Annotated in this window: 20 protein-coding genes; 12 read left to right on the forward strand and 8 right to left on the reverse strand. The window is 68.5% G+C overall.

The window, feature by feature from the left end:
• Positions 1 to 9: 9 nt before the first annotated feature.
• A complete protein-coding gene (locus tag ACH438_RS18400; RefSeq protein ID WP_397006621.1) occupies positions 10 to 1,593 on the reverse strand; it encodes a serine/threonine-protein kinase in 1,584 nt (527 codons plus the stop codon).
• 179 nt (positions 1,594 to 1,772) lie between these two features.
• Between ACH438_RS18400 and ACH438_RS18405 the strand changes: the two genes are divergently transcribed.
• The gene (locus tag ACH438_RS18405; protein ID WP_397006623.1) at positions 1,773 to 3,305 is read left to right on the forward strand and encodes an FHA domain-containing protein; all 1,533 of its coding nucleotides are present in this window, start codon (positions 1,773 to 1,775) and stop codon (positions 3,303 to 3,305) included.
• Between the two features lie 52 nt (positions 3,306 to 3,357).
• Here ACH438_RS18405 and ACH438_RS18410 read toward each other — a convergent pair whose 3' ends face one another.
• Positions 3,358 to 4,845, reverse strand: coding sequence for a metallopeptidase (locus ACH438_RS18410; RefSeq protein WP_397006625.1), 1,488 nt, complete (start codon positions 4,843 to 4,845; stop codon positions 3,358 to 3,360).
• Between the two features lie 100 nt (positions 4,846 to 4,945).
• Between ACH438_RS18410 and ACH438_RS18415 the strand changes: the two genes are divergently transcribed.
• Both ACH438_RS18415 and ACH438_RS18420 read left to right on the forward strand, forming a co-directional pair.
• The gene (locus ACH438_RS18415) at positions 4,946 to 7,756 is read left to right on the forward strand and encodes an FHA domain-containing protein (RefSeq protein WP_397006627.1); all 2,811 of its coding nucleotides are present in this window, start codon (positions 4,946 to 4,948) and stop codon (positions 7,754 to 7,756) included.
• 64 nt (positions 7,757 to 7,820) lie between these two features.
• Complete coding sequence (locus ACH438_RS18420) at positions 7,821 to 10,334, forward strand: hypothetical protein (protein ID WP_397006629.1); 2,514 nt, start codon at positions 7,821 to 7,823, stop codon at positions 10,332 to 10,334.
• Here the strand turns inward: ACH438_RS18420 and ACH438_RS18425 are convergent.
• Positions 10,251 to 10,883: a hypothetical protein gene (locus ACH438_RS18425; protein ID WP_397006631.1), complete on the reverse strand. Its 633-nt coding sequence runs from the start codon at positions 10,881 to 10,883 to the stop codon at positions 10,251 to 10,253. The genes ACH438_RS18420 and ACH438_RS18425 overlap by 84 nt on opposite strands.
• A 287-nt stretch (positions 10,884 to 11,170) precedes the next feature.
• On the opposite strand from ACH438_RS18425, the gene rplM reads away from it, so the two are divergent.
• From rplM to glmM, 3 genes are all read left to right on the forward strand, one after another.
• Positions 11,171 to 11,614: a 50S ribosomal protein L13 gene (gene rplM / locus ACH438_RS18430; RefSeq protein WP_397006633.1), complete on the forward strand. Its 444-nt coding sequence runs from the start codon at positions 11,171 to 11,173 to the stop codon at positions 11,612 to 11,614.
• The gene (rpsI, locus tag ACH438_RS18435) at positions 11,611 to 12,138 is read left to right on the forward strand and encodes a 30S ribosomal protein S9 (protein WP_397006635.1); all 528 of its coding nucleotides are present in this window, start codon (positions 11,611 to 11,613) and stop codon (positions 12,136 to 12,138) included. The genes rplM and rpsI overlap by 4 nt, the downstream gene beginning before the upstream one ends.
• Before the next feature lie 180 nt (positions 12,139 to 12,318).
• Positions 12,319 to 13,695, forward strand: coding sequence for a phosphoglucosamine mutase (glmM, locus tag ACH438_RS18440; protein WP_397006637.1), 1,377 nt, complete (start codon positions 12,319 to 12,321; stop codon positions 13,693 to 13,695).
• A 46-nt stretch (positions 13,696 to 13,741) separates the two neighbouring features.
• Here the strand turns inward: glmM and ACH438_RS18445 are convergent, their stop codons facing one another.
• From ACH438_RS18445 to ACH438_RS18455, 3 genes are all read right to left on the reverse strand, one after another.
• The gene (locus tag ACH438_RS18445) at positions 13,742 to 14,623 is read right to left on the reverse strand and encodes an ABC transporter permease (protein WP_397006639.1); all 882 of its coding nucleotides are present in this window, start codon (positions 14,621 to 14,623) and stop codon (positions 13,742 to 13,744) included.
• Positions 14,620 to 15,522: an ABC transporter ATP-binding protein gene (locus tag ACH438_RS18450; RefSeq protein WP_397006641.1), complete on the reverse strand. Its 903-nt coding sequence runs from the start codon at positions 15,520 to 15,522 to the stop codon at positions 14,620 to 14,622. Before ACH438_RS18450 ends, ACH438_RS18445 begins: the two co-directional genes overlap by 4 nt.
• A gap of 101 nt (positions 15,523 to 15,623) precedes the next feature.
• Entirely contained in the window at positions 15,624 to 17,279 is a 1,656-nt protein-coding gene (locus tag ACH438_RS18455; RefSeq protein WP_397006643.1) for an ABC-F family ATP-binding cassette domain-containing protein, read from the reverse strand.
• Between the two features lie 116 nt (positions 17,280 to 17,395).
• Between ACH438_RS18455 and ACH438_RS18460 the strand changes: the two genes are divergently transcribed.
• The 4 genes from ACH438_RS18460 to ACH438_RS18475 all read left to right on the forward strand — a co-directional run bounded on the left by ACH438_RS18460 (position 17,396) and on the right by ACH438_RS18475 (position 20,214).
• Entirely contained in the window at positions 17,396 to 17,587 is a 192-nt protein-coding gene (locus ACH438_RS18460) for a PspC domain-containing protein (RefSeq protein WP_397006645.1), read from the forward strand.
• Positions 17,588 to 17,688: 101 nt separating this feature from the next.
• Complete coding sequence (locus ACH438_RS18465) at positions 17,689 to 17,997, forward strand: DUF6802 family protein (protein ID WP_397006647.1); 309 nt, start codon at positions 17,689 to 17,691, stop codon at positions 17,995 to 17,997.
• 55 nt (positions 17,998 to 18,052) lie between these two features.
• The gene (locus ACH438_RS18470) at positions 18,053 to 18,367 is read left to right on the forward strand and encodes a hypothetical protein (RefSeq protein ID WP_397006649.1); all 315 of its coding nucleotides are present in this window, start codon (positions 18,053 to 18,055) and stop codon (positions 18,365 to 18,367) included.
• Positions 18,364 to 20,214 (forward strand): hypothetical protein, encoded by a 1,851-nt coding sequence (locus tag ACH438_RS18475; protein ID WP_397006651.1) that lies wholly within the window; start codon positions 18,364 to 18,366, stop codon positions 20,212 to 20,214. The genes ACH438_RS18470 and ACH438_RS18475 overlap by 4 nt, the downstream gene beginning before the upstream one ends.
• 18 nt (positions 20,215 to 20,232) lie before the next feature.
• On the opposite strand, the gene ACH438_RS18480 is transcribed toward ACH438_RS18475, so the two are convergent.
• Positions 20,233 to 21,096, reverse strand: a complete 864-nt coding sequence (locus tag ACH438_RS18480; RefSeq protein ID WP_397006653.1) for a dienelactone hydrolase family protein — start codon at positions 21,094 to 21,096, stop codon at positions 20,233 to 20,235.
• A gap of 255 nt (positions 21,097 to 21,351) precedes the next feature.
• Here ACH438_RS18480 and glmS point away from each other — a divergent pair, with 255 nt between their 5' ends.
• Complete coding sequence (glmS, locus tag ACH438_RS18485; protein ID WP_397006655.1) at positions 21,352 to 23,220, forward strand: glutamine--fructose-6-phosphate transaminase (isomerizing); 1,869 nt, start codon at positions 21,352 to 21,354, stop codon at positions 23,218 to 23,220.
• Positions 23,221 to 23,227: 7 nt separating this feature from the next.
• On the opposite strand, the gene ACH438_RS18490 is transcribed toward glmS, so the two are convergent.
• Positions 23,228 to 23,653, reverse strand: coding sequence for a plastocyanin/azurin family copper-binding protein (locus ACH438_RS18490; protein ID WP_397006657.1), 426 nt, complete (start codon positions 23,651 to 23,653; stop codon positions 23,228 to 23,230).
• Positions 23,654 to 23,780: 127 nt separating this feature from the next.
• Here ACH438_RS18490 and ACH438_RS18495 point away from each other — a divergent pair, with 127 nt between their 5' ends.
• The gene (locus ACH438_RS18495) at positions 23,781 to 25,298 is read left to right on the forward strand and encodes an NAD(P)H-hydrate dehydratase (RefSeq protein WP_397006659.1); all 1,518 of its coding nucleotides are present in this window, start codon (positions 23,781 to 23,783) and stop codon (positions 25,296 to 25,298) included.
• The last annotated feature ends 38 nt before the right edge of the window (positions 25,299 to 25,336 follow it).

Raw genomic sequence — 25,336 nt, forward strand, 5'->3', positions numbered from 1 at the left:
GGCCACACCCTACTTCACGCGGTTGTGCAGTACCGGGACCAACTTGTTGATCAAGGTCTGCTGCGAATCGGGTGTCCAATTGCGCATGGCCGCGACCGCGGAAGCATCGTCGAGCGGAATCACCACGGCCCGTGAGCTGGTGATTTCACTGGGCAGGCCGAGTAGTCCACCGCCACCGGCCTTCTCATCGCTGCGCACGGCGATGATGTACGAATTGTCCGGCACGGTCAGGGATCCCCAGTCCCCGGACGGCCGCGGCGAGGGCTCGTTGCCATTGGGCGTGTAGTTGAGGTTGTAGACGAAACCGAGGCTCTCCAGGAACTTCGCCTGCGGGGTGCCGTCCAGGTAGATGCTGAATTTCGTGTCGTACTGCGTGCCGGTGACATCGACCATGGTGACGGTCTTGCCTTGGAAGGCCGGATTGTCCTGCTTGGCCTGATCCAGGGTCGCCGGCACCGCAGCCGCGGTCGTGGTGGCCGGCGCGGTGGAGCTGGCGACCGCGACATTCTTGCTGTCACCGCCGCCCATGGTCACGATGCCGATGCCCACCGCCAGCGCGACCACCACGGCCGCGGCGCCCGCACCGAGGTACAGGCGTAGTCGCTTCTTCGACGGCGCGGCCGGCTGCTGCGTACCGGTCAGCGTGGCGGAAGCGGCCGGGTAGCTGCCGGTTTCGCCGCGGTTCAGCAGACCCGGCGGGGCGACCTGAATCGGATAGGTGGGTGAGGTGTTGTTGCCCAGCGGATTCCAGCCGGGCGTCAGCACATTGGCGACCGCATCGGTGAACTCGCGGCACGAGTTGTAACGTTCCGCCGGGTTCTTCGCCATGGCGCGCGCGATGACGCCGTCGATCGCCTCCGGCAGATGCGGGTTGACGGCCGTCGCGCGCGGCGGCGGCTCGTGCAGATGACCCATCATCACCAGCGCGGGCTGCGTTGCGGGAAAAGGATTCTGGCCGGTCAGCATCTTGTAGAAGGAGCAGGCCAGGCTGTACAGATCGGAGCGGTGGTCCAGGTGGCCGCCCGCCAGCTGCTCCGGCGGCGCATACGCGATGGTGGCCACGAAACTGCCGGTCTGGGTGAGCTCGGTGGTGTCCTCGGTGGACTTGGCCACCCCGAAATCGGCCAGCAGCGCGCGTTCCTCTTCCCCGTCCACCGTGGTGAGCAGGAAGTTCGCGGGCTTCACATCGCGGTGCAGCAGATTGCGGCGATGCGCGTAATCCAGGCCGCGGCCGATCTGCGCGGTGATGCCCAGCGCGCGCAGCGGAGTCATGGCGGTGGCGTCGCGCTTCATCTCCGCGGACGCGTCGGTGCCGTCCACGTACTGCATGGCGATCCAGAGCCGGCCGTTCTCCTCACCGCGATTGTGCACCGCGACGATATTCGGGTGATCCAGCCCGGCAACGACATTGGCCTCGCGCTCGAAACGGCCACGGAACTCGTCATTGCTGGTGAGATCCACCGACAGCACCTTCAGCGCGTCCATACGCGGCAACTGCGGATGCTTGGCGAGATAGACCGTGCCCATCCCGCCCGCGCCCAGGACCCGCACGATCCGGTAGCCGCCGACGATGGTGCCGGGACTCATCGCCATGCTCGGAACTCCTGGGTCGACTCGGTAGGTGCTAGCCGGAGCTTACTGGAGGGCTGACCAGGTGTCCGGGCCGATAACCCGCCGCCCGGTGTGTGGCGCCGCCCGGACGCGACGGCACGTAACCTGGTCCATGTGCTGCACATGCCCTGCCCTGCCCAGTCCGGGGGCCGGTTCCATTGATGGATCGGCAGGTCGAGGTTGTCGCGGGCAATCATGTCGTCAGCAGAGTGGCGGGGGCGCTGATCGTGGTCGCGCACCGCGAACGCGGGCGATTGACCGTGGAATCCCGGGCCGCGATAGCCGCCCGCGCACTCGCCGAACTGGTCGCGGCGGCCAGCGAACAGGCACCGGACGGGCCGGGGCGACTCGTGGCGCGGCAGGCGACCCGATGGCTCATGAAGGACGCCGAGCGCATTTCACCCGGGGAGGCCATCGAGTTCGGCATCCTGTCCGCGGCGGACACCGGGGGAGTGGCCGTCTTCCTGCACGGCTCGGTCACCGCGGTACTGGCCGGGAAGGCCGTCGAGTACTACCGCGGCAGTGACGCCGCCTTCACCGTGGATCGGGTCGCCGAACATCCGGCGCGGGCCGCCGCGCTCTTCATCGACGAGGGCGGGCGCCGCCCACCCGAACTCCCGGACCGCGGCATCGGCTCACTGATCGAAGGCGTCGCACAGGCCACGGGTGCGGTCGTCTGGTTCGACGGTGCATCGATACCGCCCCCGCCGTCGGCGCGCACCGGCGAAGGACGGCACCGAGCCGAAATCCCGCCCCCGACCGCCGCCTTCGACGCACAACCGGAGCGGGACCGGATTCCCCTGGACCCCAACCTGGTTCCCACCCGCACTTCCAACCGACTACCCGCCGACCTCTACCTGGAGACGGAAACGCCGGCGGCCCCGAAGGAATCGATCCCACCCACCGACCGCGCGGTCGGTCCGGAGAACGACGCCGACTTGTCGATGGACGCGGGAACGAGCGACGGCTCGACAACGACCCCGATCGGCCCGGAAAGCAACGCCGAAGTATCTGTCGCCCCGGTCGATCCGGTGACGGAGGCCGATATTCCCGCCACCGATCCAGCCACCGAGGCTGTCGGCGCCGGCGGGGTGGATCTGCACCATGCGCCCACGGAGATGGGCGGAGCGCCCGAGACCGTGGGAACCAATCCCGCGCCGCAGCCGGATCCGGATCTGCAGCGGCGGCTGGAGGCCACCGCCAAGGCCAGTGCGCTCACCGTGAAGGTGCTCGGATTCAAATGTGCGCGAGCGCATCCCAGTGATCCGCGGTCGGCGTTCTGCACGGTGTGCGGGATGCCGGTGGATCAGACCCAGCAGGTCGCCGAGGTGATCCGGCCGCCGCTGGGGATGCTGGTGCTCGACGACGGTCTCACCTATATGTTGTCCGCCGATGCGGTGGTGGGGCGTGATCCGGAGCAGTCCGAGGCGGCGCGGGCGGGGCTGTCGCCCTTGCGGATCGAGGACTCCTCGGGCGGCATGTCCCGCGCGCACGCCGAAATCCGGCTGGTGAACTGGGATGTCAGCGTGGTGGATCGGGGGTCGACCAACGGTACCCGGGTGCGATTGCCGGGTTATCGGGATTGGGTTCGGCTGCAACCGAATCAGCCGTTGATCCTGATGGCGGGCGCGGAGATCATGCTCGGGAATCGGATGCTGCGGCTGGAACCGGTCGCGCCACCGCCGTTCGGATAATCACTACCGCCGTCCGGATCGACCGCCGCCGTTCGGACAGTCGTTCCGGCGGTTACGAATACCGGGCGGCGCAGGTCTGCTGGTTGCCCAGGACGCCCGCGCGGAAGGCGTCCACGCGGGAGAAACCGCTCGGCACCGTCTTGCCGTCGGTATCGCTGGCGGCCAGTCCGTCCGATAGCAGGCCCGATATCGCCTCGTCGATATCGGCCGAGGACAAGGTGATCCCGCCCGCGGCGCCGGATCGGCTGGGGTCGGCCAGTTTCGCGGTGATCACCCCGGACAGGCAGGCTGCCCGCAGCCCGGTCTTGGCCCCGGTCAGCTCTTGTCCGGCAGCGTGTTGCACGGCCAGCGCGTATCGGGAGATGAAGACGATGTACGCGGTGTAGACGCCGGTCACCCTGATCGGCAGGCCATCCTGCTCGTCGGTGTCGGCGGCGCCGCGCTGGCGCAGGGCGGTCAGATCCGTGCCGATGGTGCCGGTGGCGGGGCAGTAGGTCACCGGTTCGGTGTCGGCGCCGTTGCGGCAGTTCATCTTCGCGGTGCCGTAGGTGAATTTCGGCTGCTTGTCCATCGGCATGATCACGGCCATGGCCCGGGCCAGGTTTTCCAGCGCGGCCTGGTCGATATTGCCCTCGCCGTGCGCCGGATCGCCGTTGTTGGTCTGCGGGAGATTGCCGCGCCGGTGCTCGATCTCGTGCATGTCGATGGCCTTGCAGCCCTTGGGCCCGTCGGTGAAACCGATCTGCACGGCCGTCACCCGCTCGAACGCCGAACCGTGCACCGACTCCGGATCCTCCGGGTTGCGGTCGCGGATGGCGACCGTGGTGGCCAGTACCGCGTTCAAGCCGTCGGACGTATTGATCCGGAAATGCTTCGAATTGCCTTGCGCGACAGAACGCATGAACGCGCCCGCGAAACAATCGGCCTGCTGCTCCTTGACGATGGTCGGCGTCTTGCGGTTGACGAGCTTGGCGATGCTCTGAATGGCGTGCCCGTATTCGTGAGCGAGGACCATCACCACCGACATCTTCCCGAAGGTGTCCTGCACCGACGGCAGCAGCATGGTGCGATCCCAGCCGATGGAATGGTCCAGGCCGCAGTACGCGGCATTGTCCAGCCGATAGGTGGTGTCCGCGCAGAACTCCACATCCTGCGAATGCGGCGCGCGCGAACTCCACGACACCAGTTTGGTGACCGGAACGAAATCCCCCTGGAAATCCGCCGGATACTCACCCCGCCAGAAGGTCTCGATGTCCTCGATGGCATTCATGGCCAGGTGATCGATCTCGCCGCCATCGGTATTCGACGGCCGCAGCAGCGCATCGGGGACATCCGGCCGCGGACCGCTGAGACCGCTGGTGGTGGGCAATCCGGCCACCTTGAACGGGTCGTCGTAGATGGACACGGCCCGGCCGTGAACACTTCGTATACAACCGGTCAACAGCGTCGCCACCACCGTCAGAATGCCGAGCGTCACCACCGCCCGCCACAGTCCACCCCACCGGCGCGGAGGTACCGCCACCCCCTGGCGTCCAGCCACGTCCACTCCTCGACGACCGTTCCTGCTCCACCCCGGTATCGGCCATACCGCCGATAAACGCAACACCATAGTCCGGGCGTCCGCATACTATGCTGCGCCCATGTCTTCACCGGGGGCGCAGCAGATCACCGTGCGTCATGCAGGAACCGATCGGGTCTTCGACGCGAGCCAGCAGATCACCATGGGGCGGGCCCCCGAGGTACTCCTGTTCGTCGACAGCCCGCTGGTTTCCCGGGTGCACGCCATCCTGTCCTACGAGGGCGGATCGTGGAAGCTCACCGACAACGGCAGCACCAACGGCGTTTTCGTGGACGCGCGGCGGATCACCACCCCGATCGTCATCAACCGGCCCACCCAGGTGCGGCTCGGCGACGCCATCACCGGACCACTGCTGCATCTGCTGCCGGCGCCCGCCCGCGGCGGCTTCGCGCCCGAGCAGCGGCCCGCGCCGCAGCAACAGCGGCCGCCGGTGCGGCCGCAGCCGCCCGCCCAGCAATCGCCGGGGCAACCGTACGCACAGCGGCAGCCGTCCAGTCCGATTCCGGCGCAGCCGGCGAATCCGGCGCAGGCGCGGCCCAATCCGCAGGGCTCGCACCCGCAGCCGGTGGTACCGAACCCGCAGCACCGCCCGCCCGTCACGCCGTGGCAGAACCAGCCGGTCCAGAATCAGCCGGTCTCCAATGTGCAACCGGCCGTGCCGAACTTCCAGCGGCCACCGGTGCAGCAGCCGCCGAGCCGGCCGCAGCCGCCCGTGCAGCAACCGCCGGGCCAGCAGCCGGTGAGCCGACCTCAGCATCAGGTACCGCCGCAGAGTGGGCAGCAGCCGCAGGCGCCGCAGAGCGCCGCGCAACCGGTGCAGTCCGCGCCGAAGCAGGACGCGGCCGTCAATATCAATATGACCACCAAGGCCGACACCTCGATGCTGCCGCCGGTGCGCGCCCGCGCCGCCACCGCCGCCATCGCGCGGGCCGACCGGATTCCGCAGGGCGGCTTGAATATCGGCCGCACCAGCGACAACCAGATCGTGGTCAACGATCCGCTGGCCTCGCGCAAGCACGCGCGGCTGGTCCGGGACCGTGAGGGTCTCGCGATCGAGGATCTGGGTTCGGCCAACGGCACGTTCGTCAACGGGCGCCGGGAACAGCGCACCGTGCTGCGCGAACGCGACATCATCACCATCGGTAACGTCGACTTCGTCGTGCAAGAGGGCACGCTGGTGCGCCGGCAGCGGCCGGTCGCCGAGCAGGGACTGCACGTGCACGGCGTCGGGTTCACCGTCGAGGGCAACAAGCAGCTGCTGGTCGATGTGAACATGCAGGCCGGGCGTGGTTCGCTGACCGCGCTCATCGGGCCGTCCGGCGCGGGTAAGTCGACGTTGTCGAAAGTCATTGCGGGAACGACACATCCGTCCTCGGGTGTGGTCACGTTCGAAGGCCGCAACCTGCACGCCGAATACGAGGCGCTGCGCTCCCGCATCGGCATGGTGCCGCAGGACGATGTGCTGCACCGGCAGCTCACCGTCAAGCAGGCGCTGAACTTCGCCGCGCAACTGCGGCTGCCACCGGACACCAGCAAGGCGGACCGCAAGGCCGTCATCGAGGGTGTGCTGGACGAACTTTCGCTCACCCAGCACGCGGACACGCGCGTGGATCGGCTCTCGGGCGGTCAGCGCAAGCGGGCCTCGGTGGCCATGGAGCTGCTCACCGGTCCCTCGCTGCTGATCCTGGACGAGCCCACCTCGGGTCTGGATCCGGCGCTGGACCGCCAGGTCATGACCATGCTGCGCGAGCTCGCCGACGCGGGCCGCACCGTCATCGTGGTCACGCATTCCGTTGCGTGCCTGGACATGTGCGATCAGGTGCTGTTGCTCGCACCGGGCGGTAAGACCGCCTACGCCGGGCATCCGGGCCGGGTGCGGGAGTTCCTCGGCACCAGCGACTGGGCGGAGATCTTCTCCCGGGTCGCGGCCGATCCGGATCGGGCCTTCGCGGATTTCCGTTCCCGCCAGGCGTTCACACCGCCACCGCCGCCGGCGAAACCGGCCGAGAAGGCGAAGGCGCCGAAATCGAGTCCGCTCAAACAGTTCTCGACGCTGTCGCGGCGGCAGGTGCGGCTCATCTTCGCGGACCGCGGTTATCTGGCGTTCCTGGTGGTGCTGCCGTTCGTGCTCGGCGCACTGTCGCTGGTGGTGCAGGGCAAGGCCGGCTTCCAGAAGGGCGCGCTCACGCAGATGCCGGACGGTACGTTCGTGCCAAGCGGCGGTAGTGAGGCCCAGCAGTTGTTGGTGGTGCTGATCCTGGGCGCGTGCTTCATGGGTTCCACGCTGACCGTGCGTGATCTGGTGGGTGAGCGGGCGATCTACTTCCGGGAGCGGGCCGTCGGGCTGCGGTCCGGTTCGTATCTGATGTCGAAGATCATCGTGTTCAGCTTTGCGGCGCTGTTGCAGGCGGCCGTGATGATCGGCATCGTGCTGGCGTTCAAGAAGGGACCCGGGCCGGGTGTGGTGATCCCGCCGGGCAGTGTCGAGTTGTACGTCGATATCGCGATGACGGCGGTGACCTGCGTGGTGCTGGGACTGGCGCTGTCCAGTCTGGCCAGGTCCAGCGAGCAGGTGATGCCGCTGCTGGTGGTCGTGATCATGGGTCAGCTGGTGATGGCGGGCGGCATGATCCCGGTGACCAACCGGATCGTGCTGAACCAGGTCTCCTGGCTGTTCCCGGCGCGCTGGGGTTACTCGGCGGGTGGATCGACGGTGAACATCCGGAAGCTGTCGGCGTCCGCGCAGCCGGACACGCTGTGGCAGCACGAGCCGGTCTACTGGGCCCTGGACATCGGGATGCTGGCCGTGATCCTGATCGTGCTGGCGCTGTTCACCTGGTCGCGACTGCGGTTGAAGAAGTCCGCGGCATGAGCGGGGGGTGCGAAGTATCGGTTCGGGTACGCGCCCTGCGGGTTCAGCAGGCAGACTGATGAACGTGACAGCGCGAGTTGGAGCAGTGCATCTCGGCTGGGACGTGGTGTCGGTGGCCGCCGGTGGCGGCGGCACGCCGATCCGCCCGGTCGAGGTCGAAGGCACGTATACACCGCCCGCCTACCTGCTGGCGGATTCGTCCGGCCGGCTGCACACGGCCGGCGTGGACCGGCGACCCGATGTCGGCATCGCCATTTCCGATGTGCGCGACATCATCGGCCACCCGCAGATCGTGGTGGCCGGGGCGACCTGGCCCGCCGAACTGGTGTTCCGGGCCCGCATGCACAACCCGCTGGCGTCGCTCAACGAACGCCTCGGCGGGCCGCCCGACGTGATCGCCCTGCCGTTCCCGGACGACTGGCCGGATCCGAAGGTCGACGAATACATCCGCCTGGTCGAACAGCTCGGCGTGCCCGCCGAGGCCTTGCCCGAATCCGTGGCGTTGTCCGGGTACGTGCGCGCCCTCGGCCTGGTCCGGCGGCCCGGCCGCGGGCCCGGGGTGGGTGCCGTGGGCGTCTACTCCGACGGTCGCGAATGCCTGGTGGTCGCCGTCCACGGCGATGACGACGAGCCCACCGAATCGGTCAGCGTCGGCATCACCCAGGAGGCCCTGCACGAGGCCCGGGCCGCCGACAATGTGGTCATCGAAGTGATGGCCGCCGCGCGCGCCATCAATGCCGACACCTCGACCATCCTGCTGACCGGCAATGTGTGCTTCAACGACGCCCTGCGCCTGGCCTTCCAGAACCACCTCGGCCACCGCTTCCAGGTCGCCGACCACCCGATGCACGCGCTCGTCCTCGGCGCGGCCCACCTCATGGTCACCGACGCCGAAACCGACGAGACCTACGGCACGGCCGGCGCGCACCGGGCTCCGAGCGGATCGGCGTCCGAGGATGCGCGCCCGATCGAGCAGGGGCCGCGGCATCTCTCGCAGTCCGCGGGCATGGAGGCCATGCAGCGGCAGCCCGAGCCATTGGCGCAGCAGCCGGAACTGATTCCGCGGCATATGGATTCGCCGCCGACCAGTGATCAGCGCGCGCAGGGCGGGGCCGAAGACGTGACGCAGAAGGTGAGTGCCGAGGAAGCGGCGCGGCTCGCGGCGGCGGCAGGCCGACCGCCGGTCGGCTCGGGGCACACGGGCGAAACAGGTTCACGGACAGGGGAACCCGTCTCGGGAGCAGAGCCGGCGGATGCCGGATTCACCCGGCGTATGACGACCGATGACCTGTCGTCGTTCGCCGACACATCGGGGCCTGCCGGTCCGACCCGGCGACTGACCGCCGAGGAAGCCGCGAAGGCCGGCGCCGGTCAGCAGCCCGTCGATCCGGCCGGTGCCCAGAGCGCCGGGACGGAAGATCCTGCTGCCGGTCGAGGCGGGCTGCCGCCCGGTCTGGCCGGGGTGGGCGGACGCTTCACCCGGCCGCCGGCGGGTTCGCCCGCCGATGATCAGATGACTGCCATCGTCGGCCGCACCCCGCAGGGGGATGCGGCCCAGGCCGGATACGGCGCTGCCGGTGGGCAGTCCGCGCCCGGTCAGTCCGCGGCCGGTGGCGGCGCTAATCAAGCCGGTGCACAGCAGGGCTCGCCCGCGGCAGGGTACGGCCAGGGCTACGGGCCTGCCGGTGCGCCGGGTTCGGCTGGTGCGCAACAGGGTTCGGCGGGCGCGCAGCAGGGCGCGGCCCAAGGACAATACGGCGCCGGAAATTACGGCGGCCAGCCCGGCGCGGCGAGCGGTTACGGCGGATCGGGCTATTCCGGTGGCGCGCAACAAGGTCCTGGCGGGGTGCCGGGACCCGGTGGCGCGCAGCAGGTTCAGGGCGGTGCGCAGCAGGTTCCTGGTGGTGCACAGCAGGGACAAGGTGGCGGATACGGTCCAGGTGGGGCGCCGCAGGGGTACAACACTGGGCAGTACGGGCCGGGTGCCGGTGGTTACGGTGCGCAGAATCCCTATGGCCAGGGTGGGTACGGCCAGGGTGGTTATGGCGGTGAGCAAGGTGGGTACGGGGCCGAGGGACGCGGGGGGTTTGCCGGGGGTTCCGGAAACGCTCCTGGTCAGGGCGGGGCGGGGTACGGTGGATCGATGCCGTCCAGCGGGTCTCGACAAGATCGGTCAGCGGAAAACGCCGCCGGTCAGGAGAATTCGGAATCCGGGTCCGAGCGGGATCGTAAACGCAAGGGCAAGCTCTGGAACAAGATGAAGGGCACCTTCGGTGCGCCGATCGTGATCGGCGCGACCGCCCTCGCCGCCATGGGCATGCACACCGACGGGCGGCCAGTGCAGGTCGCGAGCCCCGCGGACGCCACGGTTCAGGTATTCGGTCCCGCGCTGTCGGCGCGGCCGGTCGCGAACTCGTGCCCCGTGACCCCGTTCGCCTCGGGTGACGCCCGGCCGGGCATCAGCACGGTCGGCGATACCCAGCGGCCGGACTGCCTACGCCTGGGCATCGACACGCTGCGGTACACCATCCCGGGTCCGGCTCGCGGTATCGATCCCGGTCCGCCCGTTCGCATCTGACGAGTCACCGGCCGCGGCGTCATCCGGCGCGGCCGTGGTGGCGTTGAATTCGTACAGCCAGGCCGCCGTGGCCAGCAGCCCGATCCGGGAAACCTTGGGCGCCGGCCCGGTGTGCCCGGTCAGCGCCCACGCCATATCGAGGTTGATCCGGAACAGCCGTCGGGCGGCGAAGAACAGCAGCGCGGCCAGCGGCAGTTCGCCGACGGCCGCGGTGAGCACCGAGAACCACAGCCCCGGCGTATTCCAATCCATCACGATGTCGAACCAGGCATCGCAGGTCAGCAGCGTGCCGGTGATGATCGCCCACGGGATGAAGATCTGCCGCTTGCGCCACGCGCACCAGGCCGTGATGCCGACCGCGACCACGAGCAGGCAGTCGAATCCGACCCAGGCGATATCCCACTGATGGACCTTGTACTGCGCGGGCAGACTCACCGACAGGTAGCCGATCCAGGGGAACAGGAAGATGAAGCTCGCCGTCATCACGCCCAGGAACAGTCGCCGCATGGACTGTGCGCGGGGATGGCTCGGCGGAATTGTGATCGCCATGGCGTCCTCCGGTCTTTCAGTGACGATGCAAGCGACAGAGAGTGCAACGCCGCCGGTGGCACCGGCCATTTCCGCCCGCCGGTATGCCGGATGTCACAATCCGGTCGCCGCCTGCCCTGCTCGAGCCCGATTTCGGGTGGGCGATACCGCGCTGGTATCGTGGTCCGCTGGTGTGCGGTACGGCCGGGTTCTCCCGGTTGTCGCACGAGCCCCGGGTCTCCACCGGCCGCCGGGATCAGCTCGACCACGCACTGGCTGGCAAAACCTACGACAGACAGGGATGCACTGTGCCTACGTACAGCCCCAAGGGCGGTGACGTTACCCGCCAGTGGTACGTCATCGACGCCACTGACGTAGTGCTCGGTCGTCTTTCCGTGCAGGCTGCGAACCTGCTGCGCGGCAAGACCAAGCCGACCTACGCTCCGAACGTCGACGGTGGCGATTTCGTCATCATCATCAACGCCGAGAAGGTTGCCGTCTCCGGTAACAAGCGCGACGACAAGGTCCTCTACACCCACTCCGGTCACCCGGGTGGTCTGAAGGGCCGTACCGTGGGCCAGATCCTGGACACCCGCCCCGACCGTCTGGTCGAGCGTGCCGTCAAGGGCATGATCCCGAAGAACAAGCTGGGCAACCAGATCATTCGCAAGCTGAAGGTCTACGCGGGCCCGAACCACCCGCACGCCGCCCAGCAGCCCATCCCCTTCGAGATCAAGCAGGTGGCCCAGTGACCGCTCCCGAAGAATTCAACGACGACGAGTTCGTTGTCGAGGACACCGCTGTGGAGGTCGTCGACGAGGCCGGCTACGAGGCCGAGGGTGAGACCGAGGGTGAGTTCGCTTCCTTCGCCGCCACCGCGGTCGTGATCGACCGTCCGATCCAGACCGTCGGCCGCCGTAAGGAGGCCGTCGTTCGCGTGCGCATGGTGCCGGGTACCGGCAACTTCGTGCTGAACGGCCGCACCATCGAGAACTACTTCCCGAACAAGGTGCACCAGCAGCTGGTCAAGTCCCCGCTGGTCACGGTCGAGCGCGTCGAGTCCTTCGACATCTTCGCCCGCCTGGTCGGCGGCGGCCCGTCGGGTCAGGCCGGCGCTCTGCGCCTCGCCATCGCCCGCGCGCTGATCGAGGTCACCCCGGACGACCGTCCCGCCCTCAAGCGTGCCGGCTTCCTGACTCGTGACCCGCGTGCCACCGAGCGTAAGAAGTACGGCCTCAAGAAGGCCCGTAAGGCGCCTCAGTACTCGAAGCGCTGATATTGCGCCGTACGGCTCTACCGTGCGCGTCCCTCTCGTGGGCCGGGCACGGTACGGTCTATACGGCAACCTGTACGAGAGCAGGCTCCCGGCAACGGTTTTCGTTGCTCCTCTTCCGCAGAGGGTCGGGTGCCTGCTCTCGTGCTGTAACGACCGACCAGCAGGGGTGTTGAGGTAGGTATGGGACGTTTGTTCGGCACCGACGGAGTCCGCGGACTCGCCAACGACTCACTGAGTCCGGAGCTGGCGCTGCAGGTTTCGGCCGCGGCAGCGCAAGTGTTGAGCCGGGGGAAGAAGCGCGCGGTGGCCGTGGTCGGCCGGGATCCGCGCGCCAGCGGTGAAATGCTGGAGGCCGCGGTCACCGCGGGCCTCACCGCCGCGGGCGTGGACGTGCTGTCGGTGGGGGTGCTGCCGACGCCGGCCGTCGCCTACCTGACCGGCGTGTACGACGCCTGCCTGGGCGTGATGATCTCCGCCTCGCACAATCCCATGCCCGACAACGGCATCAAGATCTTCGCCGCGGGCGGCCACAAGCTGGACGACGCCATCGAGGACCGCATCGAGGCCCTGGTCACCGCGGGCACCTTCGCCCGGCCGACCGGCGCTGCCATCGGCCGCGTGCTGGGCCGGACCGGACTGGGCGGTCACGTCTTCGACGCCAATGACCGGTACAGCCTGGAAGGCACCCACGAACGCTATGTGGAGCACCTGGTGGAGGCCACCGGGCGCGACCTGAGCGGGCTCACCGTGGTGGTCGACTGCGCCAACGGCGCCGCCTCCGAGGTCGGCCCGGCCGCCTACCGCGAGGCCGGTGCGACCGTCATCGCCATCAATGCCGAACCCGACGGCCTCAATATCAACGAGGGCTGCGGCTCCACGCATCTGAACCAGGTCCAGCACGCGGTGCGCGAGCACGGCGCGGACCTCGGCCTCGCCCACGACGGCGACGCCGACCGCTGCCTGGCCGTGGACGGCAACGGCGCGGTGGTCGACGGCGACGCCATCATGGCGATTCTGGCTCTCGCCATGCGGGATTCGGGTGAGCTGGCCGCGAACACGCTGGTCGCCACCGTCATGAGCAATCTCGGCCTGCACATCGCCATGCGCGGCGCGGGGATCGAGGTGCGCACCACCGCCGTCGGCGACCGCTATGTTCTGGAGGATCTCCGCAATGGCGGCTTCACCCTCGGCGGCGAGCAGTCCGGGCATGTGGTGTTCCCCAAGTTCGGCACCACCGGCGACGGCATCCTCACCGGCCTGCGCCTGATGGCCCGCATGGCCGAAACCGGAAGCAGCCTCGCGGAATTGGCCGCAGTGGTGCAGACGGTGCCGCAGATCCTGATCAATGTCCCGGTCTCCGACAAGGCGGCGGTGGCTTCCGCGCCTTCGGTCCGCGAGGCCGTGGCGGATGCCGAACGCAGTCTCGGCGACACCGGGCGAGTGCTCCTGCGGCCCAGCGGTACCGAGCAGTTGGTCCGCGTCATGGTCGAGGCCACCGACCCGCAGGCGGCCCAGCGCCTGGCCGATGACCTCGCCAAACTCGTAGCGGCGGTATAGGTTTCGCAGCGCCTCGCCGCCGGACCGGCGACGGGGCGCTGACCCCTCAGGCGATGCGCTGGAGGTTGCGGTCGCGGCGGGCGGCGACGCTGGAACCGGATTCGCGTCTTGCCATGCGGCGCAGCACGATCGGGGTGCAGATCATGCCGATGATCGCCCACGCGCCGAGGACGGCGGCCGTTTCCAGGTGTCGCCAGGAATCGTGCAGTTCGGCGGCCATCGCGGATGGTGGCAGCATGGCCGAACGGACGCCCAGGCCCAGCCAGTACACGGGGAAGAGCTGGGCCACGGCCTGCAGCCAGCCGGGCATCGCGGTGATGGGGTAGAAGATGCCGGAGATGGAGATCAGGCCGACGATCGGCACGGAGATATAGCCCGCGCCGCGCGCGCCCTCGATCAGGGATCCCAGCATGGCGCCGATGGATTGGGTGGCAACGAATCCCAGTGGAATCACCCAGGCGAGAATGAGCCAGCAGGAGGCGGAACCCAGTCGCAGGCCGTGTACCAGGAATACACCCGGTATCAGCAGTAGGGCGAGGTAGAAGAGCACGGTCGCGGAGACCGTCACGATCTTGCCCGCGTAATAGCCGGTGATGCCGCCGGGAATTATCCTGGCGCGCAACAGGGTTCCGTCCTCGCGTTCCGCGGCCAGGTATTGGACTTCCAGCATCATGCCCAGTGCCACGTACATGCCGAGCACGCTGGGCAGGATGAAGGCGTCCAGGGAGGTGCCGCCCGGCACGGTCTTGTGGCGGAGGAAGAAGACGGCGACCAAAGTGGCGGTGGGCCAGAATATCTGGCCGATCAGGGTGCCGCCGGTGAAGGCCTGCCGCAGTTCGACCAGGCCGCGGGAGATGCCCGATCGCAGGGCCGTCGAGTGGCCGCGCAGTGCGGGTGCGAATCCCGATTCCGATGCTGCCGTGTTCATGACGCCACCTCCAGCGTTGTCTCCTCGGTTCTCCGCACCAGGTCGAGGTAGGCGTCCTCGAGGGTGGCGCGGTGGATCTCCAGGTGTGTGATCTCGCGGCCGTATCGGGTGAACAGGTCGAACGCGAATGCGGTGGAGTCCGTGGTGGTTTCGGTGAACGCGCGGCCGTCGTATCGCCAGCGGACTTCGTCGTGGCCGGCTATGCGGGTGGTCAGTTCGTGGGTGGTGCCCTCGGCGATGATGCGGCCGTGGTCCAGGACGGCGATGCGGTCGGCCAGTCGTTCGGCCTCCTGCAGGTCGTGGGTGGTGAGCAGGACGGTGGTGGCGCGATCGCGGGCCAATCGCCGGATGAGGTCGTGGAATTCGTGCCGGGCGTGCGGGTCGAAGCCGGTGGTGGGTTCGTCCAGGAACAGCACCTCGGGGCGGCCCACCAGGCCGACGGCGACATCGAGGCGGCGGCGCTGGCCGCCCGACAGTCTGGCGATCCGGGTGTTCGCCTGTTCGGTGAGACCGACCGCGGCTATCAGATCGTCTGTGTCCCAAGGCCGTTGGATGGCATGGGTGCTGTAATCGGCGTAGTAGGAGCCCAGTTGGGTGAGCAGTTCTCGCACCCGCCATTTGGCGTGGTCGCGCCAGGATTGCAGGACGACGCCGATCCGTGCGCGCCAGGCGTCGCCGCCGTGCGCCGGGTCGATGCCGAGCACGGTGACCCGGCCCGCGGATCGGAGGCGGAAGCCCTCCAGGATTTCGATGGTGGTGGTTTTGCCGGCGCCGTTCGGGCCGAGCAGTGCCAGGACTTCGCCGCGGTGGGCGGTCAGGTTCACCTCGTGCAGTACGTCTTCGGCTCCGTAGCGCATGCGGAGTCCTTCGATTTCGATCGTTCGGTCCGCGTCGGGCATGGCTGGTCCTCTTCGATTCGGTGTCGACAGCGTTAAGCAACCGTAGTTGACTAACTTCGATTTAGTCAACCAAGGTTGCTACGCGAGGATCGGAATCGGGACTACAGCGATTCGGTGAGCTTGCCCGCGTCCATGTGCCAGCGGCGGGTCGCGCGCACGGTGTCGAGCATGCGGCGGTCGTGAGTGACGAGCAGGACTGTGCCGTCGAAGGATTCGACGGCCTGCTCGAGCTGTTCGATGGCGGGCAGGTCCAGGTGGTTGGTCGGCTCGTCCAGGACCAGCAGGTTCACGCCGCGTGCTTGCAGGAGGGCCAGGGCGGCGCGGGTGCGTTCACCGGGGGAGAGAGTGTCGTTGGGACGCAACACGTGCGGGCCGCGCAGGCCGAACTTGGCCAGCAGGGTGCGGACCTCGGATTCGGGCTGGTCCGGGACTTCGGCGCTGAAGGTGTCAGCGAGACCGGCGGTGCCGCGGAACAGTCCGCGCGCCTGATCCACCTCGCCGATGGCGACGCCCGAGCCGATGGAGGCGGAACCGCTGTCCGGCTTCGTCTTTCCGAGCAGCAGGGACAGCAGGGTGGACTTGCCGGAACCGTTCGCGCCGGTGAGCACGATGCGGTCACCGGCATCCACCTGGATGGTCACCGGGCCGAGGGTGAAATCGCCGCGGGTGAGCGTCGCGCCGGAGAGGGTCGCCACCACGGTTCCGCTGCGGGGCGCGGCGGCGATGGTCATGCGCAGCTCCCACTCCTTGCGGGGTTCCTCCACCTGGTCCAGGCGTTCGATGCGCTTGATCGTCTGCTTGATCTTGGAGGCCTGCTTCTCGGTGGATTCGGCGCGCATCTTGCGGCCGGCCTTGTCGGAGTCCACCTTTCGCGGGTCGCGGGCCTTGCGACGGGCATTGCGGACACCGTGTTCCATCCAGTTGCGCTGCATGACGGCGCGGGCCTCCAGGCCGGCCTTGGTGTCGGCGAACTCCTCGTAGGCCTCGCGGGCGTGGCGGCGGGCGATATCGCGTTCCACCAGGTAGGACTCGTAACTGCCGTCGTAGATGTCGACCTGCTGCTGGGCCAGGTCCAGTTCGACGATGCGGTTCACGGTGCGGGCCAGGAACTCCCGATCGTGGCTGATCACCATGAGGGGGACGCGGACCTCGTTCACGAACTGTTCCAGGCGTTCCAGGCCGTCCAGGTCCAGGTCGTTGGTGGGCTCGTCGAGCAGCAGGATGTCGAAGCGGGACAACAGGACCGAGGCCAGGCCGGCGCGGGCGGCCTGGCCGCCGGACAGCACGGTCATCGGGGTGTCGAGGCCGTGTGGGAGGCTGGCGGTGAGGCCGAGGTCGGCGGCGATCTCGTCGGCGCGCTGTTCCAGATCCGCGCCGCCGAGGGCGAGCCAGCGTTCCAGGGCGGGGGAGTATTCGTCCTCGCCGCCGTCGGCGAGGCGTTCGGCGGCGTCGTCCATGGTCTGCTGGGCGGTGGCTACGCCGGTGCGGCGGCGCAGGAATTCGAGCACGGTCTCACCGGCGAGGCGCTCGGGTTCCTGGGCCAGGTAGCCGACAGTGGAATCCGGTGGGCTGAGGGTGATCTCGCCCTCGGGGGCGTGGCCGTCGGCGAGCATGCGCAGCAGCGTGGATTTACCGGCGCCGTTCACACCGACCAGTCCGATCACATCGCCCGGGGCGAGGACGAGATCCAGGTCGGAGAAAAGGGTCCGCTCGCCGTGTCCGGCGGCGAGTCCGCGCGCATGCAGAGTGGTGCTCACCAGGGCAATTCTGCCGTGCTCAGGGTGGCACCCTGACTTCGGGCCCGCCGAAGTTCAGGGTCGGAATGGGTCAGGGGACCGATGTCGCGGGCGTTTCCGATCGGCAGAGTGGAGTCATGACCACACCGACCAAGCGATTCACCCGTTCGACCACCGACAAATGGTTCGGCGGTGTCTGTGGCGGCATCGCCGAATACTTCGGCTGGAGCGCGACCGTCGTGCGCGCCCTGTTCGTCCTGTCCTGCCTGCTGCCCGGACCGCAGTTCCTGCTCTACATCGCGCTGTGGATCGTCATTCCCAAGTACTGAATTCATCCACAGCCGGGAGTTATCCACAATCGGTATCAAGGGGCTGCGGGGGTCCACTGCGAGTGACAGGATGATAGCCACGTCACTGCGGAGGAGCGCACATGGTCACATCGGGTGATCTGCCAGGACTTGATCTGCCGAATCTCGACGCGCATTCGGAACTGGGTGCGCTGGGCGCCGTGGAGCTACAGCACCCCACCCAGGACATCGACGGCGACGGGCTAGCCGACACCGTGACCACCACCAGCGACAACGCCATGCAGGTGTGGACCGACCTGGATCACGACGGCTACGCCGACCACGTGACCGTCGTCGACAGCGGCGGCGACTACGCGGCATGGGAGTTCCACCACAACCCGGACGGCACCACCGCCTGGGTGCGCACCGATGAGGGCCGCCTCGGGCACTGACGCGGCCACCCCGGCATACGGCCGGGGACAGGGGGATTCGAGCTAGGGGGGACAGATGGGTGGATCCGATGTGCTCGGCGTCGACACCGGCGCCCTGCACGCGGCGGCGTCGGCCCTGCGGGGGTCTGCGGCCGCACTCGAAGAGCAGTCACGCCGTGTCGGCACGCACGGGCCCGCGGGTAATGCGGCGGGCCGCAACTACGGCCGACAAGGGCTGGCCTTGCACCACGGCTTCGAACGGATCGCGTCCTGCCTGCACAACTGGGGCACGGCCGCGGGTATCACCGCCGACGTATTCGATCGCGCGGCAACGGAATACGAGCGACTCGACCAGCAGAGCGCCGCCGCCGTCACGGGGGTAGGGCGATGAGCTTCGACATCGCGGGCAAATCCATCGACCAGATCCTGGACCATGGCGCGCCCGGATTGCAGTACTGGGAGCGGTTCCTGCCCCTGTACGAGAAGGCTTTCGGGATCCCGCGCCCGGGAACCGGTGAACTCCAGGCTCGCTACGACGAGCAACGCGGCACCAATCTCGACGAACTCGACACGGCCCGAACCGAATTGGCAAAGGTATTGGCGGAGGCCGAAACCCAACTGGCGGCCCACCGCGATGTGGCCGCCGGTCTGCCCGGCATCTGGTCCGGCGGCGCCGGCATCCAGGCAATCGGCATTGCCGAGGCCCAAGTACGTCAAGCGCGTGGCGATCTCGACGCAGCACAAGCCGCCGCCAAGGTCTTGGAAGCGATGCTTCAACCCTTGCGTCAAGCCGCGCTCACCAAAGCCGAGCACACCCTCGCCCTGCTCGAGGAAAACGCCGATGGCACAAGGACTGTCGCAATCGGCGGTAAAACCCCCGACGAGATCGACGCCATGCTCGCCGATCACTCTGATCCCTGGCTGACGAATACCTTCAAGCCCGACGTCGAGAGCAAGCTCGACGCGTTCAACGCCGCCTGCAAAACCACCGACCAGTTCTTCGAATCCCAATACGAATCCGTCATAGCCACCCTGGGTGCGGTCGTCGATGCCCCCTACCCGCATCCCATAGACCTCCCCATACCGAACATCCCCCAGCCCCCACCCCGCCCGATACCATCCGCTCCGCAGCCGATTCCGCAATACTCGGTCGCGCCCCAAACCCAGCCTGCCCCGACCTACGTCCCGGCGCAGCCGCAATCCGCTCCGCCACAAGACAATCCGCCGAAATCCATTCCGGCATCGACCCATCCAGACCCGATGCCGGTCCAAGGCAACTCCCCAGGCGGAGCCGCCGCGCCCGAGGCGGCGTTCCAATCCCAGCCACAGTCCTCATCGATCGCGCCGACGGAAAACCCACCCACCTCGATGGAACGCGCCCTGCCGCAACCCGAGAGCATCCCGCAACTCGAAAACGTGGGCCGCGCGATCATCGACACCCTGAGCCAACTCGCACCCACCGTGGGTGAGGGCCTCACCGGAGCCGCGGACAAGATCCGCACCCTCATCGAGTCCGCTACCTCGAAACCATCGGATCCTGCGAACCCCGACCCCGCCACCACTGACCCCGGTCATGCCACCGACAAGGCCGAACTCGATATCGCCGGAAAGCATTTCGCCCTCGAACGAACCCCCACAGGTGAACTCCAACTCACCCTCACCGACGAATCCGGCGCCACCCACACCTACACCCTCGGGCTCGACAACCACGGCCTCCCCACCGTCACCGAATCCACCACCCCCGCCAAACCCGAAGCCCCACAGCCCGACCACCGTCCCTCACCATCGGTGAACAGCGATCCCACCCCCGATTCCGCGGCCCCACCATCGATTCCGGCCTGCCCAGGCAGCCTGCAGCCCCCGGCCAGCGATTCCCCGCCACCCAGCGCGGACAGCACCCAAAAGCCCTGCCCGCCGGTTCAGCCGCCGTGCGTTGATGATTCGCCCCCGAGCCACGACGCCCCCTCGAATCCAGAGGCAGGCGCCCCACAACCTGCCTGCCCCACACCGCCCGAACCCGAGAATGACAATGCCCCAATGCCTCCCGCCGGCAAGGGCGCGCTGCCGCCTGCACAGAACGATCCCTCGCCCCTCGGCAATGACTGGCCGTCGCAACCTGATGAGGGCGGTCCGTCAGAACCGAATCCGCCACCGGCACTGGGTGATACCGACCCATCGGTCGAAATCCCTGACGACGGCGTAGAAATCCCCGAACCACCCCAGCCGACGGCGTCCTGAGGCGCCGCCCGGGGTGGGTTACTTGCGGAGGGCTTGGATGAGTTGGAGGACGGGGAGTTTCTGGGGCTGTTCGGGTTCTTCGTCGATGGCTTCGGGGTCTACGAGGTCGGTGTGGGGGATTACGGCCTCGGGATCGGCGAAGGGTTTGTACTTCTTGTCGCCCAGGACTGCGTAGTTGAGGAAGCCTACGAGGAGGGCTCGGGTGAGGCGTTCGGTGCGGGGCTCGTGCTTGCCGGCGCCCAGGGCGGCGAGGGCGCGGCGGCCTTCGACCATGCCGTTGTGGGTGGCCTTGTCGACGGAGCGGAAGACTGCGTCGTCGCCCCAGGCGGCGGCCAGGGGGATGGCGTTGGAGCTGACCGAGTCGATGTCGGCGGCGCCCGCGAGGATCAGGGCGGGGGCGTCGATCTTGGGGGCGAGGGCCTCGGCGGAGGGGGCGGTGGGGGCGGGGAACAGGGCCGCTACGGCTGCTACCTCGCGCTGGGAGGCGGCGATTACGGCGGCGCCGGCGCCCATGCCGTGGCCGGCCAGGGCGAGTTTGTCGGGGTGCACGCTGATCTCGCCGGTGCCGAGGCGGACACCGGTGCAGATATCCAGGGTGGTCAGCAGGTCGGTGGCCAGGTTCAGGTGGGAGGGGATCGGGCCGCGTTCGGTGTCCGGTGCGGCGGCCACATATCCCCAGGAGGCCAGGTGTTCCAGCAGTCGGCGGTAGTTGCCCGCGCCGGTGAGCCAGCCGTGCCCGAATGCCACCGCGGGCAGGTTCAGGCCCTTCGCGGGCGTGTACACCACCCCGGGCTGCCCGGCGATGCCGAGGTTCCCGCGCAGCACCTCTTGCGGGCCACGCGCGGTCAGGGTGCTCAGGAGCGATTTCACAGACGCCGACACGCTGTTGAACTTAGCCGGTCTCCGGCTCGAACGCCGCAGCCGCCGCAGCACGAATTCAGCCAACCCGCCCAGTCGTGAACCGAATCCCGCAATTCGCGGCCCGCCCTGGTTCTGGACTGCGGCTGGAATAGACCTCCGCCTTGGAGCGGGGGAGCGCAGCGGAGGAGCGGAGGGAGGGAAGAATCGGGGTTACGAGGGCCGCGAACCGCCGGAGCGAAGCGGAGGCAGAAGATACAGCCCGTAAGCTGTGGGCCCATGTGCGGAATCGTCGGGTATGTGGGGTACCGGGATGCCCTCGGTGTGGTGGTGGACGCGTTGCGCCGCATGGAATATCGAGGTTACGACTCCGCGGGAGTCGCCATTCTGGACGGCGCGGGCGGGCTCGCGGTCGAGCGGAAGGCGGGCCGGCTCGCCAATCTAGAGGCCGAACTCGCGGACACCGGCGCCGCCCGCTTCACCGGCGGCACCGGCATGGGTCACACCCGCTGGGCCACGCACGGCGCCCCGACCGACCGCAATGCGCACCCGCATCGCGATCACACCGGCCGGGTCGCGGTGGTGCACAACGGCATCATCGAGAACTTCGCACCCCTGCGCCGCGAACTCGAGGAAGCCGGAATCGAACTCGGCAGCGACACCGACACCGAGGTAGCGGTGCACCTGGTGTCCCGCGCCTACACCGAAGGCCACACCGCCGGCGATTTCGTGGCCGCCGCACTGTCGGTGGTCCGGCGCCTGGAGGGCGCGTTCACCCTCGTCTTCACGCACGCCGATCACCCCGGCACCATCATCGCGGCCCGCCGCTCCACCCCGCTGGTGGTGGGTGTCGGCAAGGGCGAGATGTTCCTCGCCTCCGATGTCACCGCCTTCATCGAACACACCCGCGAGGCCGTGGAACTCGGCCAGGACCAGGCCGTGGTCATCACCGCCGACAGCTACCGCGTCACCGACTTCGACGGCAATACCGACGGCGTCCGCACCCGCCCCTTCACCATCGACTGGGACCTGGCCGCCGCCGAGAAGGGCGGCCACGACTACTTCATGCTGAAGGAGATCGAAGAGCAGCCGCAGGGCGTCGCCGACACGCTGATCGGGCATTTCCAGGGCGGCAAGATCGTGCTCGACGAGCAGCGGCTGGCCGATTCGGAACTCCGCGAATTCGACAAGGTCTTCGTGGTCGCCTGCGGCAGTTCGTATCACGCCGGCCTGCTGGCCAAATACGCCATCGAACACTGGACGCGGCTGCCCGTCGAGGTGGAACTGGCCAGCGAATTCCGTTACCGCGACCCGGTTCTGGACCGGTCCACGCTGGTGGTCGCCATCTCGCAGTCCGGCGAGACCGCGGACACGTTGGAGGCCGTGCGGCACGCCAAGGAGCAGAAGGCGCGAGTCCTGGCCATCTGCAACACCAATGGCGCGCAGATCCCGCGCGAATCCGATGCCGTCGTCTACACCCGGACCGGGCCGGAGATCGGGGTCGCCTCCACCAAGGCGTTCCTGGCGCAGATCACCGCCAACTACCTGGTGGGTCTCGCGCTGGCGCAGGCGCGCGGCACCAAGTACCCCGACGAGGTGGCGCGTGAGTTCGAGGAACTCGAGGCCATGCCGAAACTCGTTGCGCGCGTGCTGGAGTCGGGCCCGCAGGTGCGGGAGATCGCCCGCTCACTGGCGCATGTACCGACCGTCCTGTTCCTCGGCCGGCATGTCGGCTACCCGGTCGCGCTGGAAGGCGCGCTGAAACTCAAGGAACTCGCCTACATGCACGCCGAAGGCTTCGCGGCGGGCGAACTCAAGCACGGCCCCATCGCCTTGATCGAGGACGGCCTCCCCGTCTTCATCGTCATGCCGTCCCCGAAGGGACGCGCGCAGCTGCATTCCAAGCTGCTGAGCAATATTCGCGAGATCCAGGCCCGCGGCGCCCGCACCATCGTGATCGCCGAGGAGGGCGACGACACCGTGCGCCCCTACGCCGACCATCTCATCGAAATCCCCATCGCCCCAACCCTCTACCAGCCCCTGCTGTCGACGGTGCCGCTGCAGATCTTCGCCGCCGAGGTGGCGCAGACCCGCGGCTACGACGTCGACAAGCCCCGCAACCTGGCGAAATCGGTCACGGTCGAATAGGACCCGCCTACTTGACGGTGACGGTGCCCTTCATCTCCGGATGCAAAGGGCACAGGTAGCGGTAGGTGCCCGGAGTCGTGAACTGGTGACTCCACTCGCCCTTGTGGATGATCGGCGAATTGATGCCCAGCGCGGAATCGCCGATCCCCTGCACCGCGTGCGGGAAACGATCGTCGAACTTCCAGGTGACCGTATCGCCGGCCTTGATGGTGATGTCGGCGGGCGAGAACGCCATGTCCTTCACCTCGACGGTCACCGCGGCCGCGACGGCCGGAGCGGACGAGGTGGCTCCGGCGGAGGTCGACGCCGCCGCCGTCGTGGAGCCGGCCGCCGACTTCGAATTATCCGAACCGCAGCCGCTCACGATCAGCGCCCCCGCCACCACGGTTGCGAGGAGCAGGGCACGGGTCGGTGTGCAGCGGCGGATCGACATGTCAGTCAGGGTAACCCTCGCAGGTAGCAGGCAATTCGCAGGCATCACCGAACACGCCGCGGCGTAGGCTCTGAGGTCGCAGGCGAGCGGGGCACGCGCCCCGCGACCGACTCCCGGGAGGCGAAGCATGACCGCACCGGCGGTACGCGGGTACTACACGGCCGCCGAAGTGCGCGCCGCCGAAGCCGAACTCTTCACCCGGGTCCCCGACGGAATGCCCATGCGCCGCGCCGCCTTCGGCCTCGCCGACATCGTCGCCCGCGAACTCCGCACCCGCACCGGCGCCACCGCGGGCCGCACCGTCACCCTCCTGGTCGGCTCCGGCGACAATGGCGGCGACGTCCTCTGGGCCGGCTCCTTTCTCCGCCGTCGCGGCATAGCCGTCACCGCCGTTCTACTGTCCCCGGACCGAGCCCACCCCCAAGGCCTCGCCGCTCTTCGCCGCAGCGGCGGCCGCGTGATCGACGGCTCCGCAACGCCGGATTCGTCGACCACGCGGCAGGATACGCAGACTTCGGCGGATCCTGCGGTGGCGGCGCTCAGGGCCGCCGATCTGGTTGTCGATGGGATTGTCGGGATATCCGGGCGCGGGGCATTGCGGCCGCGGGCGGCGGAACTTGTTGCGGCGGTGACGGCGCCGATCATCGCCGCTGATCTGCCGAGTGGGGTGGATACCGATACGGGGGCTGTCTCCGGGCCGGTGGTGCGAGCCGCGGTGACGGTTGCGTTCGGGGCTTACAAGCCGGTGCATGCGCTGGCCGCGCCTTATTGCGGGCGGATCGAGTTGGTGCCCATCGGGTTACGGCTGCCCGAGGCGAATCTGGCGGCGCTGGAACCGGAGTCGATCGGGGCGGACTGGCCGGTCCCGGGGGCGGCCGATGACAAGTACACGCAGGGTGTGACGGGGGTTTGCGCGGGGAGTGCCACTTATCCGGGGGCGGCCGTGCTGTGCACGGGAGGCGCGATCTCGGCGACCTCCGGCATGGTGCGATATGCCGGGACCGGGGCGGCGCAGGTGCTCGCGCATTTTCCGGAAGTGATTGCTGCCGAGACTGTTTCGGCTACCGGCCGCGTTCAAGCGTGGGTGTTCGGGCCCGGTGCGGGCACCGATGCGGCGGCCCGCGAGCGGCTGGTCGAGATCCTGGCCACCGATCTTCCCGTCGTGGTGGATGCCGACGGCCTCACGCTCCTGGCCGCCGACCCGAGCCTGCTCACCGGCCGGGCGGCGCCCACGGTATTGACCCCGCACGCAGGTGAATTCGCCCGGCTCACCGGCGCTGATCCCAGTCCGGACCGGGTGGCCGCCGTGCGCAAGCTCGCCGAATCCTGGAATGTGACAGTGCTGTTGAAGGGCCGCGCCACGCTGGTGGCGACGCCGGGCCGGCCGGTGCTGGTGAACGAGGCCGGTGGATCCTGGGCTGCCACAGCCGGTTCCGGTGATGTGCTGTCGGGCGTGATCGCAGCGCTGCTCGCCGCCGGGCGGGATCCAGCGTGGGCGGCGGCCGCGGCGGCTCGCGTGCATGCGCTCGCGGCCAACCTCGCCGCGCATGCGGCCACCGCCGCGGGCGCCCCGATCTCCGCGTCTCCCTTGCTGTCCCACCTGCGTGCCGCTATCGGCACGCTGCGTGAGCTCGCCGCCGGCTGAGGTCCGGAATCTGTCGTACCTCCGGGCAATACTTGTCG

Source organism: Nocardia sp. NPDC020380 (genome assembly GCF_044386975.1).
Taxonomy (GTDB): domain Bacteria; phylum Actinomycetota; class Actinomycetes; order Mycobacteriales; family Mycobacteriaceae; genus Nocardia.

Coding starts and splice junctions, on each gene's coding strand:
- ACH438_RS18400 (WP_397006621.1), bottom strand. CDS start 1,593: ATGGCGATGAGTCCCGGCACCATCGTCGGCGGCTACCGGATCGTGCGG.
- ACH438_RS18405 (WP_397006623.1), top strand. CDS start 1,773: ATGGATCGGCAGGTCGAGGTTGTCGCGGGCAATCATGTCGTCAGCAGA.
- ACH438_RS18415 (WP_397006627.1), top strand. CDS start 4,946: ATGTCTTCACCGGGGGCGCAGCAGATCACCGTGCGTCATGCAGGAACC.
- ACH438_RS18425 (WP_397006631.1), bottom strand. CDS start 10,883: ATGGCGATCACAATTCCGCCGAGCCATCCCCGCGCACAGTCCATGCGG.
- glmM (WP_397006637.1), top strand. CDS start 12,319: ATGGGACGTTTGTTCGGCACCGACGGAGTCCGCGGACTCGCCAACGAC.
- ACH438_RS18445 (WP_397006639.1), bottom strand. CDS start 14,623: ATGAACACGGCAGCATCGGAATCGGGATTCGCACCCGCACTGCGCGGC.
- ACH438_RS18450 (WP_397006641.1), bottom strand. CDS start 15,522: ATGCCCGACGCGGACCGAACGATCGAAATCGAAGGACTCCGCATGCGC.
- ACH438_RS18460 (WP_397006645.1), top strand. CDS start 17,396: ATGACCACACCGACCAAGCGATTCACCCGTTCGACCACCGACAAATGG.
- ACH438_RS18465 (WP_397006647.1), top strand. CDS start 17,689: ATGGTCACATCGGGTGATCTGCCAGGACTTGATCTGCCGAATCTCGAC.
- ACH438_RS18470 (WP_397006649.1), top strand. CDS start 18,053: ATGGGTGGATCCGATGTGCTCGGCGTCGACACCGGCGCCCTGCACGCG.
- ACH438_RS18475 (WP_397006651.1), top strand. CDS start 18,364: ATGAGCTTCGACATCGCGGGCAAATCCATCGACCAGATCCTGGACCAT.
- glmS (WP_397006655.1), top strand. CDS start 21,352: ATGTGCGGAATCGTCGGGTATGTGGGGTACCGGGATGCCCTCGGTGTG.
- ACH438_RS18490 (WP_397006657.1), bottom strand. CDS start 23,653: ATGTCGATCCGCCGCTGCACACCGACCCGTGCCCTGCTCCTCGCAACC.
- ACH438_RS18495 (WP_397006659.1), top strand. CDS start 23,781: ATGACCGCACCGGCGGTACGCGGGTACTACACGGCCGCCGAAGTGCGC.